Raw genomic sequence first — 20,297 nt, 5'->3', positions numbered from 1 at the left:
CCTATGCTGCGATAGCGGCGTATCAGCTCCATCAACTAAGCCAACCCCGCCTCCACCAACAACGCCTCCACCCCCATCAAATCCGGCACCTTCGCCACTTGCTCCCCCACCTGCACCGCCGCCAGTTCCAAGCGGCACAGCGGCACATCTACATAGCTCAACTGACTATCGAGTTTGTAGGAGCGCGGAATCCCCTGAATCACCAGCGCAATAAACTTCAGCGTCGGCCGCCCACCCAACGTATTGAGCACCACAATCCGCGCCCGCTCCCCGACCACACTCGTCCCACCACACGCCGCCTCAAAGCTGATCAACGGCAATTGCTGATCGCGCCAGGTCACTTGCCGCAAATACCACGGCGGCGCATCGCTGGCCGGCTCACCGCGCTGGAAGTCGATCAGCTCGGCGACGGCAACGTTGGGCAGCAGCAGGTGACGGTCGGCCAAGGGCAGCAGTAGCCCGGTGAGTTGGCTGGCACGGTGGTCATGCATGGGACTTGCTCCAGTAGGCGATGCTTTCCAGCAATACCGACTCTTGGTAGGGCTTGCCCAGGTAGTCGTTAACGCCAATGGCCATGGCGCGGTCGCGGTGTTTCTGACCGGTGCGCGAGGTGATCATGATGATCGGCAGGCCTTTGAGCCGTGGGTCGTTGCGCACCTGGATCGCGACTTCGAAACCATCCATGCGCGGCATTTCGATGTCCAACAGCATCAGGTCCGGGGTGTGTTCTTCCAGCACCGCGATGGCGTCGATACCGTCCTTGGCCGTCAAGACGTTCATGCCATTGCGTTCCAACAGACGGCTGGTGACCTTGCGGACGGTAACGGAGTCGTCCACCACCAGCACCAGCAACGGACGCTTTTGCAGCGGCTCGTTGACGGTGATCTGCGGGTTCGCCAGGTTCTTCGTCACGGCCGGTTGCAGCGCCCTCAGGTGGGCCAGCAGGTCGATGATCAGCACCACCCGGCCATCCCCGAGAATGGTCGCCCCGGACAACCCTTGAACCCCGGCGAACTGCGGGCCGAGCCCCTTGACCACAATCTCGCGGGTGCCTGCCATGGCGTCCACCTGCACCGCGATGCGCCGCTCGTTGCAATGCACCAGCAACACCGGCAACGGCAGGTTCTGGCCCAGTAGTTTCGGGCGAGCGACGGTGTGCAGCAATTCGCCCAGGTAATACAACTCGTAGCGTTGGCCCGCGTATTCATAACAGGGCGGGTCCAGCTGATAGTGCCCCTCCAGCTCGTTGGGCAGCACCCGCACCAAACCCTCGATGGTGTTCAGCGGGATCGCGTACTGATCGTCCGCACACTGAACCATCAACGCCCGGTTGACCGACACGGTAAATGGCAAGCGAATGCGAAAGTGCACGCCCACACCCGCCTTGGAGTCAATGACCATCGAGCCACCGAGCTGGCGCACCTCCTCATGCACCACGTCCATGCCCACGCCACGCCCGGAAATCTGGGTGATTTTTTCGGCGGTGGAAAACCCCGGCTGCAGGATGAACTGCAACACGTCGCGATCGCTGATCTCGAGATTAGGGTCCAGCAGGCCGCGCTTGATCGCCTTGCGCCGCACCGCGTCCAGGGGCACACCGGCACCGTCGTCGCGCAGGTCGAAGACGATGTCGCCGCCTACGTGGGTCAGGTCCAGGCTGATACGGCCCCTGGCAGATTTGCCCGCTGCCAGCCGCACTTCGCGAGATTCCAGACCGTGGTCGACGGCGTTGCGAAGCATATGTTCCAGAGGCGCGACCATCCGCTCCAGCACGTTGCGGTCCATCTCACCTTCGGCATTGCCGACCACAAACTCAACATCCTTGCCCAGTTCCTCGGCCACTTGCCGCACGATACGTTTAAGGCGCGGCAGCATGCGTTCAAACGGCACCATGCGTGTGCGCATCAGGCCTTCCTGTAACTCGGTGTTGATCCGCGCCTGCTGCTGCAACAGGGTGTGGGCGTCCTGATTGCGACGCTCGAGGGTTTCCTTGAGGTCCAGCAGATCGGAGGCCGATTCGAACAAAGCGCGGGACAACTGCTGCAACTGTGAATGGCGATCCATTTCCAGTGGGTCGAATTCTTCATAGCCCAGACGTTCGGCGTCGGCTTGTTGGCGGCTGAGAATGCGGCCCTGGGTTTCGGTGTCGAGGCGGCGCAACTGGTCGCGCATCCGCTCGATGGTGGTTTCTACCTCGTTGAGGGCGATACGCGCATCGTTGACCTGCTGTTCAATGCGCCCCCGAAAGATCGAGGTTTCACCGGCCAGGTTGACCAGATCGTCCAGTAAGTCGGCGGAAATCTTCACCATGTCAGCGGCAGGTTCGTTGGCCGGAACAGCCTCGGCTTTGCCCCCTGGGAGCGCCACCGGCGCTACCTGATCCTCAATGGGGTGAACCAAACTTTTGATGCGCTCGATCAACCGCTCGACGGACCCCACCGGCAATCCTGCCGCCACCGCATCGACCATCTGCGCCAGGCGATCGTGGCAGCCTTGCAGCAGCGCAAACAATTCGGTGGACGGCGCCAGTAAACCCGCCGAAAGGCCTTCGTAAAGAAACTCCAACTCATGGGCCAAATCACCAATGGGCCCGATCTCGACCATCCGCGCACCGCCCTTGAGGGTGTGCAGGTCCCGCAGCAGGGTTTCCACTTCCTGGCGGCTCCCAGGTTCCGCCTGCCAGCGCAATAACGCAGCACCTGAGCTGTCGAGGATGTCGGCAGCTTCTTCGAGGAATATCTCCAACAATTCAGGATCAGTGCCCGTGACCTCGGGCGCTATGGGCGATGTTGCTGGCCCGGTACTTTGGCGCAGCTCACGCAGATGGCTGATCAGTGTGTTGGACTCGCTCAGCGGCTGCTGGTGTTGCAGTTGCTCCAGCTGCAGCGCCAGTTGCTCGTGACTGGCCATCAAGGCCTGCGCCAGCTCGTTGGAATAAGTGTAGCGACGGTCCACCAGCCCTTCGTAAAGGTTTTCCAGTTCCTGGGCGAGATCGCCTACGGAGCCGATTTCGGCCATGCGTGCGCCGCCCTTGAGGGTGTGCAGGTCCCGTTGCAAAGACGACAGCGGCGCTACGCTGTCGGGATCCAGCAGCCAACGTTTGAGGGACTGGCCGGCGCTGTCGAGGATATCCACTGCTTCCTCAAGGAAGATCTCGACGATTTCGTCATCCACCGTCGTCTCTTGCTCCAACTGCGCGGTGGCCGCACCCAGCTCGGAGATGCTCAACGCGCGGCTGCCGTCGCTCTTGATCAGCCCGGTAGCGGACGGGTCCAAGCCTTCATCCAGCAGCTCGCGCAGCGCCCGTACCCGCGTGGCGGCAGGGCTGATTTCCTGACCCGCGGCGAGTTGGTCGAGCATGCTGATCAGCGCTTCATGGGCCTGTTCGGCCTCATGAAAAAACCGCTCGCTGACCGCCAGGCTGCTCTCTTCCACCGCGCCATAAAGATCGAGCAAGGCTTCGCAGAGTTCGTCCATCGGGCGCAGATCGGCCAGGTGTGCACCCTCGCCCAAGGTGGTCAATTCGTCCAGCAACGCACTGAGTTCCTGGCGTTCGCCGGGGTGCTGCTGCCAAACGCGCAGCAGGCTTTCCGCGTCCAGCAGGATGTCCATGCCCTGGGCCAGGAAGTTGGCGATCAACTGGGGATCGCGCTTGATCCGCAGTCCCGTATTGGGTGCGTTGAGCAGCGCTTCGAGTTGGCTGTTCAAACGCTGTTGCGTGCGTTCGATCAAGGCTGCGGCGCCGCTGATCGGCGCGACGGGATCGTTGTCCAACTGGCGCAAACCACACTGAAACAGCGCTTCGGCCTCCAGCAGCAACTCGACCTCATCCAGGTCCAGCGGCAGGCGATGGGCCTTGTACTCGCGGGTCAGGTGGTCCAGCGGTCGCGCCAGCTCGGCGATGGGCAACACGCCGGCCATATAGGCGCTACCTTTGAGGGTATGCAGGGCCCGCTGCAGTTCGTCACTGACGTGCAGGGGCATGTACTCGGTGGCCTGGCGCAGAAAATGATTGAGGCTATCGAGATGGCTCTGGGCTTCGTTGCGAAAGATCTCCAACAACTGCGGGTCCAGGGCCGATGGATCGTCATCAGCCGTGGTCGGCCGTTCGACACCGCTGGCCAGGGCGTGGGCCCGGGCCGCCAGGTCGTCGACATCGTCTCGCTGGCGTTGGCTATCCGTGGCGAAATCGGCGATCAATGCCGGCAGCAGCGCCACCGCGTCATCCAGTACGGCCTGCACGTCAGCCCCGGCGGCGACACTGCGCTCCAGCGCGCGGTTGAGCAGGTTTTCCACAGCCCACGCCAACTCTGCCAGCACCAGAGCGCGGACCATGCGCCCACTGCCCTTGAGTGTGTGAAAGGCGCGGCGAATTTCGCTGAGGATGGCTTTGTCTTCCAGGCTGGCGATGCCGCCTGGCAGGTCACGATGCAGCATCTCAAGAACTTCCCCGGTTTCTTCGAGGAAGACCTCCCGCAGCTCATCGTCCACCGGCTCTTCTCCAGCCGGCGGTGGCAGCAAGCTGCCAGGGCGTTGCAATGCCGGCGGATTGAGGCGCGAGGTGGGACTGGCCAGCACCTGCGCCAGAGATTGGGCAGTCGAGGCCTGCACCGGCACGTCATCCATCGGTGCGGGCAATTCCTGGCGCCAGGGCTTTTCAGCTGGCAAGTAACCCAGCGCCGTCAAACCTTCAGCGGCCACGTCCAGCACTCGCTCGCCAGGGGCGTCATGATCCTGAAGCATGCGTTCCAGGTAGTACTCAAGGCTGGTGATCACATCGGCAAAATGCGCGAGCTGTGTGTCGGTAGGTACCGTCGCGCTGACCATCAGTTGCTCGTCGACATACTGATTGCAGCCACGCATCAAGCTCGCCGCACGGGGCAACGGGATCATCGCCAAGGCGCCGCGGACCTGGGTCAGCAACTCGGGCAGTGACTCCAGGCGCTGCCGATCCCACTGAGCCTCGATACAGTCGATGATCAGCTCTTTGGCCTGTTTGAGGCACTGGCACGACTCCTTGAGAACCAACTGATGGATCTGGGTCAGGTCAGTGGTGGGCAGGCGGCTTTCTTCGCGGCGCTCCGGCTCGACGGTGCCGACCATTCCGGCCAGGGTCGCTTCGACGTAAAGCAAAGCGCCAGCGACATCCATCAGCACTGCGTCATTCGGTTCACGCTGCCCTTGGGCCAGACCCAGCACCACCGCCAGTTGGTCGATGATCACTTTGCGCGGCTGGCCAAATCCCAGCACCGCCAGGGTATCGGCAATTTGCCGCAGCGGCGCCAGCAGGCTATCGAGGTCACTGGTGTGTTGGCGGTCGCTGCGCACGAACAGGTCCAGGCGCTCCTTGACCCGCACCAACTCTTCACAGAGGGCACCGAGGACGGAGCCCATGGCATCGCGGTCAGGGCCGGCCATGCGCGCGCGCTCGGCATCCACCACGGCGCTGTCGGGCAGGGCTTCGTCGAGGCCATAACGTTCTTTCAGGCTTTGCATGCGCGGCGTCGGCCGGGTGACTTTGGCGATGTAAAACAACAGGCTCTTGAGCAACTCATCGGGGGCCGGCTGGTTGATTCCGGCGATGCCTTGGGCCAGCAGACGCTTGAGTTCCTTGTCGCAGGCCTTGAGCAGGCTGCGCAGCGCCGGGCTGTTGGCGATCACGCCGGTGAGCATGCCTTCCGCCAGTGCCGAAGTCACTTGCCACAGCGGTAGCAAGGGCGCGCCTTGGCACAGCGCTTCGAGCTGGGCAAAGACCCGCGCCATATCGTCCAGGTTGCTGGGGCCATGGTCCTCGCGCAGCAGCCCGGCCAAGGCCTGTTGCAGCATCTGCCGCCACTGGCGCAGCAGCTCGGGGAAATCGTCCGGTGTGCGCTGGGCCAGGATGTCATCGGGCAGCGGCGGGATCACCAGCAACTGCGGACTGAACAGGCTGGTTTCCGAGAGCAGGCTTTCACCCCGCACGCTGCGCAGATCGTTGAGCAACGGCAATACCACCAACGGCAGGTCGCGGCGGGCGCTGTGCACCCGGTCCAGATACAACGGCAATTGCCCCAGGGCCTGTTGCAGCAGGCGGATGCCTTCGTCGCGCTGACTGACACGTCCAGCCTGCAGGGCCAACGCCAGGTGTTCGATCTCCTCGGCGAGCAGGGCCGCGCCGTAGAACTCGACCATAAGCAGGCTGCCATGGACCTGATGAATGCACTCAAGGCACAGGGCGATTGCGTCACTGCTTGCTTCGTCGATGAAGGCGTCCAGCGCCGAACGGGCCTGCTTCAGGGTTTCGGCAATTTCATCCTTGACCCATTCGAGGGCCACATAATCGTGCCGATCAACCATAACTGCTCCCGCTTGAATTCATTAATTTCCGGGCTTGCACCCTGTAGCCGCTGGCGAAGCCTGCGAACGGCCCGAAGGAACGCTGAAACGCTAGACCGCTGAAGACCTTTGGCCTTATCGCAGGCTTCGCCAGCGGCTACAGAATGGCAGGTCATTGCATCAGTCTTCATCCGCCTTGCGTGCCGCCGGCAATGTGAACCCCGACACCGACCGCCGCAACTGACTGGCCATTTTCGCCAGGTTACCAATGCTTTCAGCGGTAGCCGTAGAACCCGACGACGTCTGGCTGGTGATCTGCTGGATCACGTTCATGGTCAACGAAATCTGCCCCGCCGACGAGGTTTGCTGCTGCGCCGCATTGGAGATGCTCTGGATCAGCGCTGCCAGGGTTTTCGACACGCCTTCGATCTCTTCCAGCGCCACGCCGGCGTCCTGGGCCAGCCGAGCCCCCCGCACCACTTCGGTGGTGGTCTGTTCCATGGAGATGACGGCTTCGTTGGTGTCAGTCTGGATCGCCCGCACCAGGGTTTCGATTTGCCGAGTTGCTGCCGAAGAGCGTTCAGCCAGCCGCTGCACTTCATCGGCCACCACTGCAAACCCGCGTCCGGCGTCACCGGCCATGCTGGCCTGGATCGCGGCGTTGAGGGCAAGGATGTTGGTCTGGTCGGCAATGTCATCGATCAGGCTGACGATGTCGCCAATTTCCTGGGATGACTCCCCCAGGCGCTTGATGCGCTTGGCGGTGTCCTGGATCTGTTCGCGGATGTTATCCATACCGTGGATGGTGTTGTGCACCACCTCGTTGCCTTTGTTGGCAATCTCCACCGAGCGCTCGGCCACCGCCGAGGATTCGGCGGCGTTGGCCGATACCTGGTCAATGGACTGGGCCATCTGGTTGATCGCGGTGGAGGCTTCAGCGATCTGTTGAGCCTGGTGCTCTGAGGCCTGGGCCAGGTGCATGGCCGTGGCCTGGGTCTCCTGCACGGCACCGGCCACCTGACCGGCGGTGAGGTTGATAGTGGCGACCAGGTCCCGCAGTTGGCCCACGGAATAGTTGATGGAGTCGGCGATGGTGCCGGTGAAGTCTTCGGTCACCGAGGCGGTGACGGTCAGGTCGCCGTCGGCCAGGTCTTCGATTTCGTCCAGCAGGCGCATGATCGCGTTCTGATTGCGCTCGTTCTTTTCGGCGGTTTCACGTAGCTGACGGTTGGTCTCGCGGACCATCACCAGACCGATCAGGATGATCGACGCCAGCGCCAGCAAACCCAGAACGTAGCCACCGATGGTGTCAAACGTGCGCCCACTCGCGAGGTTTTCAAAACCCGTGGCCAGGTGCGAGGCTTCATCGAGCAGGGTTTGCGACAGGCTAAAAATATTGCTCGCCGAGGCACGCACCTGGAACAGTTGTGGCGAGGTTTCGAGGATTTCATCCACGGAGCCGGAGACGAACTCAAACAGCTCGGAGATGTCCGCCAAGCGGGCTCGAGCGTCGTGATCCTCGACCTGGGTGATGCGCAGACCCGCATTGCCCTGGAGCATGCCGTTGAGTACCTGCCCGAAGCGGTTGGCGTCGCGGCCAAAAGCATCCGCAGCCTGCACGGCCGTTTCATCACCCGCCAGCACGGTATTCACCGCACCGAGGATGCGTTCAGCCAGCAACGATTGGCGCTGGGCCAACGCCACTTGGCTGGCCGGTGCGCCCCGTTGCAACAGAATATCGACGACCTTTTCCGACTCGACCTGCAGTTGCGGCACGGTTTCCGCCAATGTCGCCGCCACTTGATGCAGGGACAGTACCGTTTGCTCGCTGGCCAGAATGGCGTCGGTGTTTTTCAGCAACGCTTCCCAGTCGGTCTGCACGGCGCGCATTTCTGCGCGTACCTCGCGGGGGGCCGCCGGCAGGCCGGTGGCCGGGTCGCCTTTTTTCAGGTAACTCCAGCGCTGGGCAAAATCATTGCGCGCCTCACCCAGCAGTTTGAACGCGGCGGATTTGCCCGCCGCTGCTTCCGTAGCGTTCTTGGCAATACGCTGGGACAGCACCCGCAACTCACCGGCATGGCCGATGTACTGCTTGTCATAGGTCGATTGGGTGTTGAGGTACGCGAAATTGGCGAACAGCAACATGATGAACACGATCAGCGCGATAAACAGCACGATGATCTGCGACCGACTGCGGGAGGCTTCCTGGGGTTTGGGGGGCGTGACGGTGCTCATACGGCGACATCCATGAAGCGCGGGGCCTGGGCCAGGGCGAAGGGGCTGAAGACCTGCCACACCTGTTCGCCCTTGAACTGGCCCTGGATAAAGGGGGCACTGGCGGCTTCATCCACCGTCAACGCAGCGCGGGCCAACAACTCTTGCGCAAAATGCTGCATCCCCACCACCTCATCCACCAACAGGCCGACAAACACGTCCTGATACTCCACGACCAATACGCGCCGTTGTTTGCGCAGGGTCGACAGTTCGTGGCCGAAAAACCCGCACAGGTCGATGACCGGCAACAAACGCCCGCGCAAGTTGGCCACGCCCTTGACCCACGGCTTGACTCCGGGCATCAAGGTGCAGCGCGGCTCGTGCAACACTTCGGCGACTTCGCCCATGGGCGCCACGTACCAGTGGTCACCCAGCCGGAAGCCGATCCCGCTCCAGCTTTGCACCTGGGTTTCCTGGGAAGGCAGGTCGGCGGCCAACAGACGGCAGCGGCGGTCGATGTCCAGCAGCAACTCGAAGGCGGTTTGCGACTCGGTCATGGGAACGTGCCGTCAGCCCGCCAACACCTTGTTCAGGGTGGCAATCAGGGTGTCTTCGTCCACGGGCTTGGTCAGGTAGTCTTTCGCGCCCTGGCGCTCGCCCCAGATCTTGTCGGTTTCCTGATCCTTGGTGGTGATGATGATGATCGGAATCGAACTGATGCTCGGGTCAGTGTGCTTGCTCAGTTGGCGAGTGGCCTGGAAGCCGTTGAGGCCTGGCATCACGATGTCCATCAGTACGGCATCGGGTTTTTCCAGGGAGGCCAGCGCCACGCCATCAGCGCCGTTTTCGGCCTTGAGGACCTCGTGGCCATGCTTTTCCAGCATGCCGGTCAGTTTGTACATTTCAGTCGGCGAATCGTCGACAATCAGAACACGTGCCATGGTTTTCCCCACTACATAGGTAGACGCAAGCGCTCAAGGCTTGCCGTCAATGTGCTTGTTCTACTGCGACGAAACCCGGCACATACGCCTTGATCGCACTCAGCAGTTCTTCCTTGCTAAAAGGTTTGGTCAAAAACTGATCAGAGCCGACAATGCGCCCCTTGGCCTTGTCGAACAGGCCATCCTTGGACGACAGCATGATCACCGGTATCGACTTGAACGCCGGGTTGTTCTTGACCAGGGCGCAGGTCTGATAACCGTCCAGGCGCGGCATCATGATGTCGACAAAGATAATGTGCGGGTGATGGTCAACAATCTTGGCCAGGGCATCGAAACCGTCGATGGCCGCGATGACTTCGCACCCTACGTTCTTCAACAGTGTCTCAGCGGTGCGGCGAATCGTTTTCGAGTCGTCGATCACCATCACTTTCAAGGCGTTGGGTTGCCGTTCCATATCTGTTCTACCATCGCCACAGCGAATCGGTTTTCGGTGTGTACAGCCTGATGTTGTGCAGGACGGGCACCAAACCCTTGGGATTCAAGGGCTGATACGCCATGGCAGCCTTTTTAGCACAGACTGGGAAGGCAATCTATCGGCCGACCGGCAAGGTGGTTTTTCCTTGACCCACAACAGCCGCAGCGCCACTCTGACGCCACTTTTATGCGCCCTTATTTGCTAGAGGAAATCCCCCATGAGCGTTCGCGTCGGCATTGTCATGGACCCTATCGCCAGCATTTCCTATAAAAAGGATAGCTCGCTGGCCATGTTGCTGGCCGCCCAGGCCCGCGGCTGGACACTGTTCTATATGGAGCAGCGCGATCTTTACCAGGGTGACGGCGAAGCGCGGGCCCGGATGCGCCCCCTGCAGGTGTTCGCCAACCCTGAGAAGTGGTTTGAACTGCAGGACGAGGTCGACAGCCCGCTGAGCGACCTCGACGTGATCCTGATGCGCAAGGATCCGCCGTTCGACATGGAGTTCGTCTACTCCACCTACCTGCTGGAGCAGGCCGAACGCGCCGGCGTACTGATCGTCAACAAGCCCCAGAGCCTGCGCGACTGCAATGAAAAGCTGTTCGCCACCCTGTTCCCACAATGCACACCACCGACTGTGGTCAGCCGCCGCGCCGACGTGCTGCGCGAGTTCGCCGCCAAGCACGGTGATGTGATCCTCAAACCGCTGGACGGCATGGGCGGTACTTCGATCTTCCGTCACCGGGTCGGCGACCCGAACCTGTCGGTGATCCTGGAAACCCTGACCTTGCTGGGCACCCAGCAGATCATGGGCCAGGCCTACCTGCCGGCAATCAAGGACGGCGACAAACGCATCCTGATGATCGACGGCGAACCCGTGCCTTACTGCCTGGCACGCATCCCTGCCGCCGGTGAAACCCGTGGCAACCTGGCGGCCGGTGGGCGTGGCGAAGCGCGTCCATTGACCGACAAGGACCGCTGGATCGCCGCACAGGTCGGTCCGACGCTGCGGGAAAAAGGTCTGCTGTTTGTAGGTCTTGACGTAATTGGTGAGCACCTGACGGAAATCAATGTCACCAGCCCGACCTGCATTCGCGAAATAGACAACGCGTTCGGCACCAATATCGGCGAAATGCTGATGGCGGCGATTGCCGCGAAGCTACAAGCCAAGTGACATAGAACAGCCAGACACAAACCAACATTGCGTTATCATGCCGCACCTGTGAAACGCGCGATGTTGGTTTTCTTGTCATGACGCTCTCGTCCGATCTGCCCCCAGAACTCTCCCACAGCGGCGTGCGCCCGGCTGATCGGCTCGGATTTACCCTGTTTCTGGCCGCGTTGATTCACCTGGCTTTGATCCTCGGCCTGGGCTTCACCTTTGCCGAGCCCAAGCAGATCAGCAAAACCCTGGAAATCACCCTCGCCACCTTCAAGAGCGAAAAGAAGCCGGAAAAGGCTGACTTTCTCGCCCAGGACAATCAACAAGGCAGCGGCACCCTGGACAAGAAGGCGGTACCCAAGACCACCGAAGTGGCGCCGTTCCAGGACAACAAGGTCAACAAGGTCAAACCGCCTCCGGCACCCAAGCCCGAGGTCAAGCAGGCAGCACCCAAGGCTGCTGTCGCCACCACCGCACCCAAGCCGCAAAAAGCCGCGACCCAGCGCGAAAAGGTCAAGACCGAACCCGCCCCCAAGACGTCCGCCCCCGCGTTTGACAGCTCCCAGCTCTCCAGCGAAATCTCCAGCCTGGAAGCCGAACTGGCCAACGAACAGCAGCTTTATGCCAAGCGCCCACGAATTTATCGCCTGAATGCGGCCTCCACCATGCGCGACAAGGGTGCCTGGTATAAGGACGAATGGCGCAAGAAGGTGGAGCGCATCGGCAACCTCAACTACCCGGACGAAGCCCGCCGCCAGCAGATCTACGGCAACTTGCGGCTACTGGTATCGATCAACCGCGACGGTTCGTTGTATGAAGTGCTGGTGCTTGAGTCTTCCGGGCAACCATTGCTGGACCAGGCCGCGCAGCGGATTGTGCGTCTGGCGGCACCGTTTGCGCCGTTTACAGGCGACCTGGCAGACATCGACCGCCTGGAAATCATCCGCACCTGGAAATTCGCCAAGGGTGATCGGCTGTCCAGCAACTAACCGACCCCTCGTTCCTACAGAGAATCAACACGCCAAACCAATTCCTGCGTATCCCCAGCTTGTCAGTTCGCCCCTCCAACGCCACACTAGCGGACATGAAAAATGTCAGCCCGACCTACCTCAAGCACCAATTCCTGATCGCCATGCCCCATATGGCCGACCCGAACTTTGCGCAGACCTTGACCTACATCGTCGAGCACACGGCCAATGGCGCCATGGGCCTGGTGGTCAACCGCCCGCAGGACCTGAACCTGGCTGATATCCTCGAGCAACTGCGCCCAGACATCGACCCGTCGGCCAACTGCCAGGACGTGCCGATCTACATCGGCGGGCCGGTGCAAACTGACCGGGGTTTTGTCTTGCACCCCACAGGTCCAACATTCCAGGCCACGGTAGATCTCGACGGGCTGTCGCTGTCCACCTCCCAGGATGTGCTATTTGCCATCGCCGATGGCATCGGTCCGCAACAGAGCCTGATCACTCTCGGCTACGCCGGCTGGGAAGCCGGGCAACTGGAAGCCGAGCTGGCCAGCAATGCCTGGCTGACCTGCCCGTTTGACGCTGACATCCTGTTCAACACCCCCAGTGAATTACGCCTGGAAGCGGCTGCGGCCAAGCTGCGGGTCAACCTCAGCCTGTTGACCAGCCAGGCGGGGCACGCCTGATGGCCTTGCGTCTGATCCTCGGTTTTGACTACGGCACCAAACAGATCGGCGTCGCCGTCGGGCAGGTCATCACTGGCCAGGCCCGCGAGCTGTGTACCCTGAAAGCCCAGAACGGCGTGCCGGACTGGAACCAGGTGGAAGCCCTGATCAAGGAGTGGAAGCCCGACGCCGTCGTCGTCGGCCTGCCCTTGAACATGGACGGCACCCCAAGCGACATGTGCCTGCGGGCCGAAAAATTCGCCCGTCGACTCAATGGCCGCTACAACCTGCCCTTCTATACCCACGACGAACGCCTGACCACCTTCGAGGCCAAGGGCGAGCGCCGCGACCGTGGCGGGCAGAAAGGCAGCTACCGCGACAACCCGGTGGACGCCATTGCCGCCGCCTTGCTGTTGCAGGGCTGGCTGGACGAAAACACCGCATTATTTGAGTCCTGACTGACGCGGCTTGCCGCGTCTTCTTACGTTTGAGCCCGGACCTTGCCGTCGCCCCCGCCGCGCAAGGCCTTGAAGGAGCCACCATGAGCCTGCCCAATCCCGCCGAACTGATCAGCCAGATGGCGTTACGCCTCAAAGCCCACCTGGAACACCGTGCCATCAGCGAGCCACGCTTTATTGGCATTCGCACGGGCGGCGTCTGGGTAGCCCAGGCGCTACTGGAAGAACTGGGCAGCCATTCGCCCCTGGGCACGCTCGACGTCTCCTTCTACCGCGACGATTTCAGTCAGAACGGACTGCACCCACAAGTACGTCCGTCGGCCCTGCCATTCGAGATCGAGGGGCAGCATCTGGTACTGATCGATGACGTGCTGATGAGCGGTCGTACCATCCGCGCCGCCATGAATGAATTGTTCGATTACGGGCGCCCGGCCAGCATCACGCTGGTCTGCCTGCTGGACCTGGACGCGGGCGAACTGCCCATCAGCCCGGACGTGGTTGGCGCCACACTGTCGCTTGCGGCCAGCCAACGGGTAAAATTGTCCGGTCCCACGCCGCTCGAACTCGAACTGCAAGACCTTGCCCTTTAAACCGCCTTGTACAGAGTCCCCGCGATGACGCCTCTAGATGCCAAGCGCCCGCTGCAGCTCAATGCTCAGGGCCAACTGCGCCACTTCTTGTCCCTCGACGGTTTGCCCCGCGAACTGCTCACCGAAATCCTCGACACCGCTGACTCGTTCCTGGAAGTCGGCGGCCGGGCGGTGAAAAAAGTCCCGCTGCTGCGCGGCAAAACCATCTGCAACGTGTTCTTCGAGAACTCCACCCGAACCCGCACCACCTTTGAACTGGCGGCCCAGCGGCTGTCGGCGGATGTGATCACCCTGAACGTCTCGACATCGTCGGCGAGCAAGGGTGAAACCCTGCTCGACACCCTGCGCAACCTGGAAGCCATGGCCGCCGACATGTTCGTGGTGCGTCACGGCGACTCCGGTGCCGCACACTTCATCGCCGAACATGTGTGCCCGCAGGTGGCGATCATCAACGGCGGCGACGGCCGTCACGCCCACCCGACCCAGGGCATGCTCGACATGCTGACCATCCGCCGGCACAAGGGCGGCTTTGAAAACCTCTCGGTGGCCATCGTCGGCGACATCCTGCACTCACGGGTAGCGCGCTCGAACATGCTGGCCCTGAAAACCCTGGGCTGCCCGGACATCCGAGTGATCGCGCCAAAAACCCTGCTGCCCATCGGTATCGAGCAATACGGCGTGAAGGTCTACACCGACATGGCCGAAGGCCTGAAAGACGTCGACGTAGTGATCATGCTGCGCCTGCAACGCGAGCGCATGTCCGGTGGCCTGTTGCCGAGCGAAGGCGAGTTCTATCGCCTGTTCGGCCTGACCACCGCGCGCCTGGCCGGCGCCAAACCGGATGCCATCGTCATGCACCCGGGCCCGATCAACCGTGGCGTGGAGATTGAGTCGGCGGTGGCCGACGGACCGCAATCGGTCATTCTCAACCAGGTTACCTACGGCATCGCCGTGCGCATGGCCGTGTTGTCCATGGCCATGAGCGGGCAAACCGCGCAACGTCAATTCGAGCAGGAGAACGCCCAGTGAAGCTCAGCATTCTCGGCGCCCGAGTCATTGATTCCGCCAGTGGCCTGGATCAAGTCACCGACCTTCATCTGGAAGCCGGCAAGATCATTGCCATCGGGGCCGCCCCGAGTGGTTTCAGCGCCAGCGAAACCATCGACGCCAAAGGGCTGGTGGCCGCGCCTGGGCTGGTGGACCTGAATGTCGCCCTGCGCGAACCGGGTTACAGCCGCAAAGGCACGATCGCCAGCGAAACCCGTGCAGCAGCGGCCGGCGGCGTTACCAGCCTGTGCTGCCCACCGCAGACCAAACCGGTGCTGGACACCTCGGCCGTGACCGAGCTGATCCTCGATCGCGCCCGCGAAGCCGGCAATTGCAAAGTGTTCCCCATCGGCGCCCTGAGCAAAGGCCTGGACGGTGAACAGTTGGCCGAGCTGATCGCCCTGCGCGACGCCGGCTGTGTGGCCTTTGGCAACGGTCTGGAGAGCTTTCGCAGTACACGCACCCTGTGCCGTGCCCTGGAATATGCAGCCACCTTCGACCTGACGGTGATTTTCCACTCCCAGGACCGCGACCTCGCCGAAGGCGGCCTGGCCCACGAAGGCGCCATCGCCAGCTTCCTCGGCCTGCCGGGCATCCCGGAAACCGCCGAGACCGTGGCCCTGGCCCGGGACCTGCTGTTGGTCGAACAAAGCGGCGTGCGTGCGCATTTCAGCCAACTGACCAGTGCCCGGGGCGTGACCTTGATCGCCCAGGCTCAAGCACGCGGCCTGCCGGTGACGGCAGATGTGGCGCTGTATCAACTGATCCTGACGGATGAGGCGCTGATCGACTTCTCCAGCCTGTACCACGTGCAACCGCCACTGCGCACCCGCGCCGACCGCGACGGTTTGCGCGCGGCCGTGAAGTCTGGGGTGGTTTCAGCGATTTCCAGTCATCACCAGCCTCACGAGCGCGATGCCAAGCTGGCACCGTTTGGTGCGACAGAGCCTGGGATCAGCAGTGTCGAGTTGTTGCTGCCACTGGCAATGACGTTGGTGGAAGATGGTTTGCTGGACCTGCCGACGCTGCTGGCGCGCTTGAGTGCCGGCCCTGCAGAGGCACTGCGCCTGCCTGCGGGCAAGCTGGCAGTGGGTTCGGCGGCGGATGTAGTGCTGTTTGATCCGGCCAGTTCCACGATTGCCGGGGAGCACTGGCTGTCCAAGGGTGAGAATTGCCCGTTCATCGGCCACAGTTTGCCGGCGAATGTGCGGTATACCTTGGTGGATGGGCGGATCAGCTACCAGGCCTGACTCGACCTACAGAGGGCACAGTAAATGTGGGAGCGGGCTTGCTCGCGAATGCGGTGGATCAGTCGACATATTCTGTGACTGACACTCCGCTTTCGCGAGCAAGCCCGCTCCCACATTTTGATCTCCACAAGTCTCCCGAAGCTTAACGCCCGTTATTACGCTCGGCATTGCCAATCGAAATCTGCGTATTCAGCGTCCAGAAGTCGTACAGCACCCCAATCAGGAACAAACCACCGGTCAGCAAATAGATGATCCCGGTAATCCATTTGCCCTGATACATACGGTGCAAACCGAACACACCCAGGAACGCCAACAGGATCCAGGCCACGTTGTACTCAATCGGTCCGGCGGTAAAACGCAGGTCCGCTTCCCGGTCCATGGCTGGAATCAGGAACAAGTCGATCAGCCAGCCAATCCCCAACAATCCGAAGGTGAAAAACCAGATCGTCCCGGTCACCGGTTTGCCGTAATAAAAACGGTGAGCGCCGGTAAAACCGAAAATCCAGAGCAGGTAACCGATCACCTTGCTGTGGGTATCTTGCTGCGAAACATCCTGTCGATAGGTGTTCATGGAGTACCTCTTTTGCCTCGATAGATAAATATTTCTGGTTTCTTTGTGACTTTTTTACGAGCACCCGACATGCGGCAAATGGTATCGTCGCTTCCCTCAAAGCCTTGTACCACCTGACTTGTGTAGGACAATTGCGGCATTTGGTCGCGCTTTTCCTGAATTTGACCGCAGGGTTCAGTCGACAAACGGCCTGAGAAAGACACAAAAAGCTGTTATAAAGTTGCGCGCAAACCCATAAGAGCCTTGCCTAATGCGACCATTTTTCAAGACATGGCTAACCATTTGCCTATTAATGCCACTGGCCGCCCACGCCACCAACCGTGAGCAACGACTTCCGAACGTTAATGGTTTCACCCCTAAAGTTCATGCAACCACCAGCTCCGCCAAATCGGTAAAACTCACCGTCAAGCGCCCGACTCAACTGAGCAAGGCAAACGGTAAAGCAAATCCCGCCCTGATGGCGGTCAACACCAAGCAAAGCAGCAACGTCCTGAGCCGTGCCGTTAATGTGCTCGGCACTCCTTATCGTTGGGGCGGCAGCAGCCCAAGTAAAGGGTTCGACTGCAGCGGCTTGGTGAAATATGCGTTTAACGACGTTAAAGCCGTGGATTTGCCACGCACGTCCAACGCCATGGCCAGCGGCCACGGGCAGAAGGTTGAGCGCAAGGACCTGAAACCAGGCGATCTGTTGTTCTTCAAACTGAAGAGCCGTCAGGTCAACCACGTTGCCATCTACCTGGGCAACGACCGCTTTATCCACGCACCGCGTCGTGGCAAATCGGTCAGTATCGACACGCTGAAAAAGCCGTTCTGGGACAAGAACTACGTGATTGCCAAGCGTGTTCTGCCTAAAGAGCAAAGCAACCTGCGGGTTGCGCAGCGCTGATTGTAGCCGCTGCCGAGGCACGAGGCTGCGATGGGTTTGGTGCGGCATTCCGACGAATGCCGCACCAAGGGCAGTCCTTCGGCCCGCATCGCAGCCTCGTGCCTCGACAGCGGCTACATCTCTCAGAACTCCCCAGGCATCCTCGCCTTCTCCCGCCCATCCTCCCGGCTGATCAGCCCCTGGCTGACCAACGCCTTTAAGCTCATATCCAACGTCTTCATCCCCAGCGCCCCACCGGTCTGAATCGCCGAGTACATCTGTGCCACCTTGTCCTCACGGATCAGGTTACGGATCGCCGGCGTGCCGAACATGATTTCATGAGCGGCCACCCGCCCGCCGCCAACCTTCTTCACCAGCACCTGGGACACTACTGCCTGCAACGACTCCGAGAGCATCGAGCGGACCATGGCCTTCTCGCCCGCAGGGAAGACATCCACCACCCGATCCACGGTTTTCGCCGCCGATGTGGTGTGCAGCGTGCCAAACACCAAGTGCCCGGTTTCTGCAGCCGTGAGCGCCAGACGAATGGTTTCCAGGTCACGCATCTCGCCCACCAGGATCACATCCGGGTCTTCCCGCAGCGCTGAGCGCAACGCCGCCGAGAAACTGCGGGTGTCACGATGCACCTGTCGCTGGTTGATCAGCGCGCTTTTCGGCTCGTGAACAAACTCGATCGGGTCTTCAAGGGTCAGAATGTGCTGGTGACGATGGCCGTTAAGGTAATCAATCATGGCTGCCAGGGTCGTGGACTTGCCGGAGCCCGTGGGCCCGGTGACCAGCACCAACCCCCGAGGCAAGTCCGCGATCTGGCGAAACACCTCCCCCAGCCCCAGGCTTTCCAGGCTCCGGACCCGCGACGGAATCGCCCGAAACACCGCACCGACTCCCCGGTGCTGCTGAAACACATTCACCCTGAAGCGCGCCACGCCTGGCAGCTCGAAAGCAAAATCCGTTTCAAGAGATGTTTCGAAATCCTTTTGCTGCTGTTCGGTGAGTATCGACCCAAGCAACGATGCGACGTGCGCAGGGTCCAGCGTCGGTTGATCAAGCGCACGAACCTCTCCATCAATGCGCACCATCGGCGCCAACCCTGCCGACAAATGCAGGTCGGACGCGCCCAGGCTGACGCTTGCGGCCAGCAATTCAGTGATATCCATAGGGCTTTCCATTTCCAGTAGAATGCCGCGGACTCCATTCCCGCGGGCGCACTTCGAATGTCGACGATAGCAGACAACATCGGCCTGGTTAGTGACCGGATCCGTGCAGCGGCCCAGGCCGTGCAGCGCGACGAGAACAGCATCCACTTGCTGGCCGTCAGCAAGACCAAACCCGCGCAAGCCGTGCGCGAAGCCTATGCCGCCGGGATGCGCGACTTTGGCGAGAACTACCTGCAGGAAGCCCTGGGCAAACAGCTGGAATTAACCGACCTGCCCTTGAGTTGGCACTTCATCGGCCCCATTCAATCGAACAAGACTCGCGCTATCGCTGAGAATTTCGCTTGGGTGCATTCCGTGGACCGCCTCAAAATCGCACAACGCCTGTCCGAACAACGCCCGGCCGGCCTGCCACCGCTGAACATCTGTATTCAGGTCAATGTCAGCGGCGAAGCCAGCAAATCCGGCTGTACCCCCGCCGATTTGCCAGCCTTGGCCGAAGCCATCAGTGCCCTGCCTCGCGTGAAACTGCGCGGTTTGATGGCGATTCCCGAACCAACTGACGACCGTGCGGCTCAAGACGCTGCGTTCGCAACCGTCCGCGACCTGCAAGCGAGCCTGAACCTTGCGCTCGACACACTTTCCATGGGCATGAGCCACGACCTTGAGTCAGCCATCGCCCAAGGGGCCACCTGGGTGCGGATCGGTACCGCCCTGTTTGGTGCCCGCGACTACGGTCAGCCGTGAAATGGCTGACTTCCATCTGAGTAAGGATCTGTCATGAGCAACACGCGTATAGCCTTTATCGGCGCCGGCAACATGGCGGCCAGCCTGATCGGCGGCCTGCGGGCCAAAGGCCTGGAAGCGGACCGGATTCGCGCCAGCGACCCCGGTGAAGACTCCCGCACCCGCGTCAGCCGCGAACACGGCATCGAAGTCTTCGCCGACAACGCCCAAGCGATTCAAGGCGTTGATGTGATCGTACTGGCGGTCAAGCCACAGGCCATGAAAGCCGTGTGCGAGGCCCTTCGGCCGAGCCTTGCGCCTCATCAACTGGTGGTGTCCATCGCCGCCGGCATCACCTGCGCCAGCATGAAGAACTGGCTTGGTGCCCAGCCGATTGTGCGCTGCATGCCCAACACCCCGGCACTGCTGCGCCAAGGCGTGAGCGGTTTGTACGCCACCGCCGAAGTCACCGCTGAGCAGCGGGATCAGGCGCAAGAGCTGTTGTCGGCCGTCGGTATCGCCCTTTGGCTGGAAGAAGAGCAGCAACTGGACGCGGTCACCGCCGTCTCCGGCAGTGGCCCGGCGTATTTCTTCCTGCTGATCGAAGCCATGACCGCTGCGGGCGTGAAACTGGGCCTGCCACGGGAAACCGCCGAGCAACTGACCCTGCAGACCGCCTTGGGCGCCGCGCACATGGCAGCAGGCAGCGATGTCGACGCCGCCGAGTTGCGCCGTCGCGTCACCTCGCCGGGCGGCACCACACAAGCCGCTATTGAATCGTTCCAGGCCGGGGGCTTTGAAGCCCTGGTGGAAAAAGCATTGGGCGCCGCCGCGCACCGCTCGGCCGAAATGGCCGAACAACTGGGTCAATAAGGAGC

18 protein-coding genes are annotated in these 20,297 nt (G+C 61.4%); 10 read left to right on the top strand and 8 right to left on the bottom strand.

Annotated features, from left to right (window positions below):
• Positions 1 to 35: 35 nt before the first annotated feature.
• The 6 genes from J7E41_RS07335 to pilG form a co-directional block, all read right to left on the bottom strand.
• The gene (locus J7E41_RS07335) at positions 36 to 491 is read right to left on the bottom strand and encodes a chemotaxis protein CheW (RefSeq protein WP_214991246.1); all 456 of its coding nucleotides are present in this window, start codon (positions 489 to 491) and stop codon (positions 36 to 38) included.
• Positions 484 to 6,336, bottom strand: coding sequence for a hybrid sensor histidine kinase/response regulator (locus J7E41_RS07330; RefSeq protein WP_214991244.1), 5,853 nt, complete (start codon positions 6,334 to 6,336; stop codon positions 484 to 486). The genes J7E41_RS07335 and J7E41_RS07330 overlap by 8 nt, the downstream gene beginning before the upstream one ends.
• A gap of 159 nt (positions 6,337 to 6,495) precedes the next feature.
• Positions 6,496 to 8,550, bottom strand: a complete 2,055-nt coding sequence (locus J7E41_RS07325) for a methyl-accepting chemotaxis protein (protein WP_214991242.1) — start codon at positions 8,548 to 8,550, stop codon at positions 6,496 to 6,498.
• A complete protein-coding gene (locus J7E41_RS07320) occupies positions 8,547 to 9,086 on the bottom strand; it encodes a chemotaxis protein CheW (protein ID WP_214991240.1) in 540 nt (179 codons plus the stop codon). Before J7E41_RS07320 ends, J7E41_RS07325 begins: the two co-directional genes overlap by 4 nt.
• Positions 9,087 to 9,098: 12 nt before the next feature.
• On the bottom strand, positions 9,099 to 9,470 hold the full coding sequence (pilH, locus tag J7E41_RS07315) for a twitching motility response regulator PilH (protein ID WP_155583731.1): 372 nt from the start codon (positions 9,468 to 9,470) through the stop codon (positions 9,099 to 9,101).
• A 46-nt stretch (positions 9,471 to 9,516) separates the two neighbouring features.
• Positions 9,517 to 9,924, bottom strand: coding sequence for a twitching motility response regulator PilG (pilG, locus tag J7E41_RS07310; RefSeq protein ID WP_214991238.1), 408 nt, complete (start codon positions 9,922 to 9,924; stop codon positions 9,517 to 9,519).
• 238 nt (positions 9,925 to 10,162) lie between these two features.
• Between pilG and gshB the strand changes: the two genes are divergently transcribed.
• The 7 genes from gshB to J7E41_RS07275 all read left to right on the top strand — a co-directional run bounded on the left by gshB (position 10,163) and on the right by J7E41_RS07275 (position 16,082).
• Positions 10,163 to 11,116 (top strand): glutathione synthase, encoded by a 954-nt coding sequence (gene gshB / locus J7E41_RS07305; protein ID WP_214991236.1) that lies wholly within the window; start codon positions 10,163 to 10,165, stop codon positions 11,114 to 11,116.
• A 77-nt stretch (positions 11,117 to 11,193) separates the two neighbouring features.
• Positions 11,194 to 12,093 (top strand): energy transducer TonB, encoded by a 900-nt coding sequence (locus tag J7E41_RS07300; protein WP_214991234.1) that lies wholly within the window; start codon positions 11,194 to 11,196, stop codon positions 12,091 to 12,093.
• Between the two features lie 95 nt (positions 12,094 to 12,188).
• Positions 12,189 to 12,758: a YqgE/AlgH family protein gene (locus J7E41_RS07295; RefSeq protein ID WP_214991232.1), complete on the top strand. Its 570-nt coding sequence runs from the start codon at positions 12,189 to 12,191 to the stop codon at positions 12,756 to 12,758.
• Positions 12,758 to 13,195, top strand: a complete 438-nt coding sequence (gene ruvX / locus J7E41_RS07290) for a Holliday junction resolvase RuvX (RefSeq protein ID WP_003195067.1) — start codon at positions 12,758 to 12,760, stop codon at positions 13,193 to 13,195. Before J7E41_RS07295 ends, ruvX begins: the two co-directional genes overlap by 1 nt.
• A gap of 83 nt (positions 13,196 to 13,278) precedes the next feature.
• On the top strand, positions 13,279 to 13,785 hold the full coding sequence (pyrR, locus tag J7E41_RS07285; RefSeq protein WP_169356818.1) for a bifunctional pyr operon transcriptional regulator/uracil phosphoribosyltransferase PyrR: 507 nt from the start codon (positions 13,279 to 13,281) through the stop codon (positions 13,783 to 13,785).
• A 24-nt stretch (positions 13,786 to 13,809) separates the two neighbouring features.
• Entirely contained in the window at positions 13,810 to 14,814 is a 1,005-nt protein-coding gene (locus J7E41_RS07280) for an aspartate carbamoyltransferase catalytic subunit (RefSeq protein ID WP_169356819.1), read from the top strand.
• Positions 14,811 to 16,082 (top strand): dihydroorotase, encoded by a 1,272-nt coding sequence (locus tag J7E41_RS07275; RefSeq protein ID WP_214991230.1) that lies wholly within the window; start codon positions 14,811 to 14,813, stop codon positions 16,080 to 16,082. The genes J7E41_RS07280 and J7E41_RS07275 overlap by 4 nt, the downstream gene beginning before the upstream one ends.
• Positions 16,083 to 16,224: 142 nt before the next feature.
• Here J7E41_RS07275 and J7E41_RS07270 read toward each other — a convergent pair whose 3' ends face one another.
• A complete protein-coding gene (locus J7E41_RS07270) occupies positions 16,225 to 16,653 on the bottom strand; it encodes an NINE protein (protein WP_155583725.1) in 429 nt (142 codons plus the stop codon).
• Positions 16,654 to 16,903: 250 nt separating this feature from the next.
• Between J7E41_RS07270 and J7E41_RS07265 the strand changes: the two genes are divergently transcribed.
• On the top strand, positions 16,904 to 17,539 hold the full coding sequence (locus tag J7E41_RS07265; protein WP_214991228.1) for a C40 family peptidase: 636 nt from the start codon (positions 16,904 to 16,906) through the stop codon (positions 17,537 to 17,539).
• Positions 17,540 to 17,661: 122 nt separating this feature from the next.
• On the opposite strand, the gene J7E41_RS07260 is transcribed toward J7E41_RS07265, so the two are convergent.
• Positions 17,662 to 18,696 carry a type IV pilus twitching motility protein PilT gene (locus tag J7E41_RS07260; RefSeq protein ID WP_214991226.1) on the bottom strand — a complete coding sequence of 345 codons (1,035 nt, stop codon included), beginning with the start codon at positions 18,694 to 18,696 and terminating at the stop codon, positions 17,662 to 17,664.
• A gap of 57 nt (positions 18,697 to 18,753) precedes the next feature.
• Between J7E41_RS07260 and J7E41_RS07255 the strand changes: the two genes are divergently transcribed.
• Both J7E41_RS07255 and proC read left to right on the top strand, forming a co-directional pair.
• Positions 18,754 to 19,440 (top strand): YggS family pyridoxal phosphate-dependent enzyme, encoded by a 687-nt coding sequence (locus J7E41_RS07255; protein WP_214991224.1) that lies wholly within the window; start codon positions 18,754 to 18,756, stop codon positions 19,438 to 19,440.
• 33 nt (positions 19,441 to 19,473) lie between these two features.
• Positions 19,474 to 20,292, top strand: a complete 819-nt coding sequence (gene proC, locus J7E41_RS07250) for a pyrroline-5-carboxylate reductase (RefSeq protein ID WP_214991222.1) — start codon at positions 19,474 to 19,476, stop codon at positions 20,290 to 20,292.
• Positions 20,293 to 20,297 lie beyond the last annotated feature (5 nt).

The organism is Pseudomonas fluorescens (assembly GCF_018614655.1).
Classification (GTDB): Bacteria; Pseudomonadota; Gammaproteobacteria; order Pseudomonadales; family Pseudomonadaceae; genus Aquipseudomonas; species Aquipseudomonas fluorescens_BX.
This window is presented reverse-complemented; position numbering and strand designations above follow the sequence as displayed.

Coding starts and splice junctions, on each gene's coding strand:
- J7E41_RS07260 (WP_214991226.1), bottom strand. CDS start 18,696: ATGGATATCACTGAATTGCTGGCCGCAAGCGTCAGCCTGGGCGCGTCC.
- ruvX (WP_003195067.1), top strand. CDS start 12,758: ATGGCCTTGCGTCTGATCCTCGGTTTTGACTACGGCACCAAACAGATC.
- J7E41_RS07265 (WP_214991228.1), top strand. CDS start 16,904: ATGCGACCATTTTTCAAGACATGGCTAACCATTTGCCTATTAATGCCA.
- J7E41_RS07330 (WP_214991244.1), bottom strand. CDS start 6,336: ATGGTTGATCGGCACGATTATGTGGCCCTCGAATGGGTCAAGGATGAA.
- gshB (WP_214991236.1), top strand. CDS start 10,163: ATGAGCGTTCGCGTCGGCATTGTCATGGACCCTATCGCCAGCATTTCC.
- J7E41_RS07270 (WP_155583725.1), bottom strand. CDS start 16,653: ATGAACACCTATCGACAGGATGTTTCGCAGCAAGATACCCACAGCAAG.
- pilG (WP_214991238.1), bottom strand. CDS start 9,924: ATGGAACGGCAACCCAACGCCTTGAAAGTGATGGTGATCGACGACTCG.
- J7E41_RS07295 (WP_214991232.1), top strand. CDS start 12,189: ATGAAAAATGTCAGCCCGACCTACCTCAAGCACCAATTCCTGATCGCC.
- J7E41_RS07300 (WP_214991234.1), top strand. CDS start 11,194: ATGACGCTCTCGTCCGATCTGCCCCCAGAACTCTCCCACAGCGGCGTG.
- pyrR (WP_169356818.1), top strand. CDS start 13,279: ATGAGCCTGCCCAATCCCGCCGAACTGATCAGCCAGATGGCGTTACGC.
- J7E41_RS07320 (WP_214991240.1), bottom strand. CDS start 9,086: ATGACCGAGTCGCAAACCGCCTTCGAGTTGCTGCTGGACATCGACCGC.
- J7E41_RS07325 (WP_214991242.1), bottom strand. CDS start 8,550: ATGAGCACCGTCACGCCCCCCAAACCCCAGGAAGCCTCCCGCAGTCGG.
- J7E41_RS07280 (WP_169356819.1), top strand. CDS start 13,810: ATGACGCCTCTAGATGCCAAGCGCCCGCTGCAGCTCAATGCTCAGGGC.
- proC (WP_214991222.1), top strand. CDS start 19,474: ATGAGCAACACGCGTATAGCCTTTATCGGCGCCGGCAACATGGCGGCC.
- pilH (WP_155583731.1), bottom strand. CDS start 9,470: ATGGCACGTGTTCTGATTGTCGACGATTCGCCGACTGAAATGTACAAA.
- J7E41_RS07335 (WP_214991246.1), bottom strand. CDS start 491: ATGCATGACCACCGTGCCAGCCAACTCACCGGGCTACTGCTGCCCTTG.
- J7E41_RS07255 (WP_214991224.1), top strand. CDS start 18,754: ATGTCGACGATAGCAGACAACATCGGCCTGGTTAGTGACCGGATCCGT.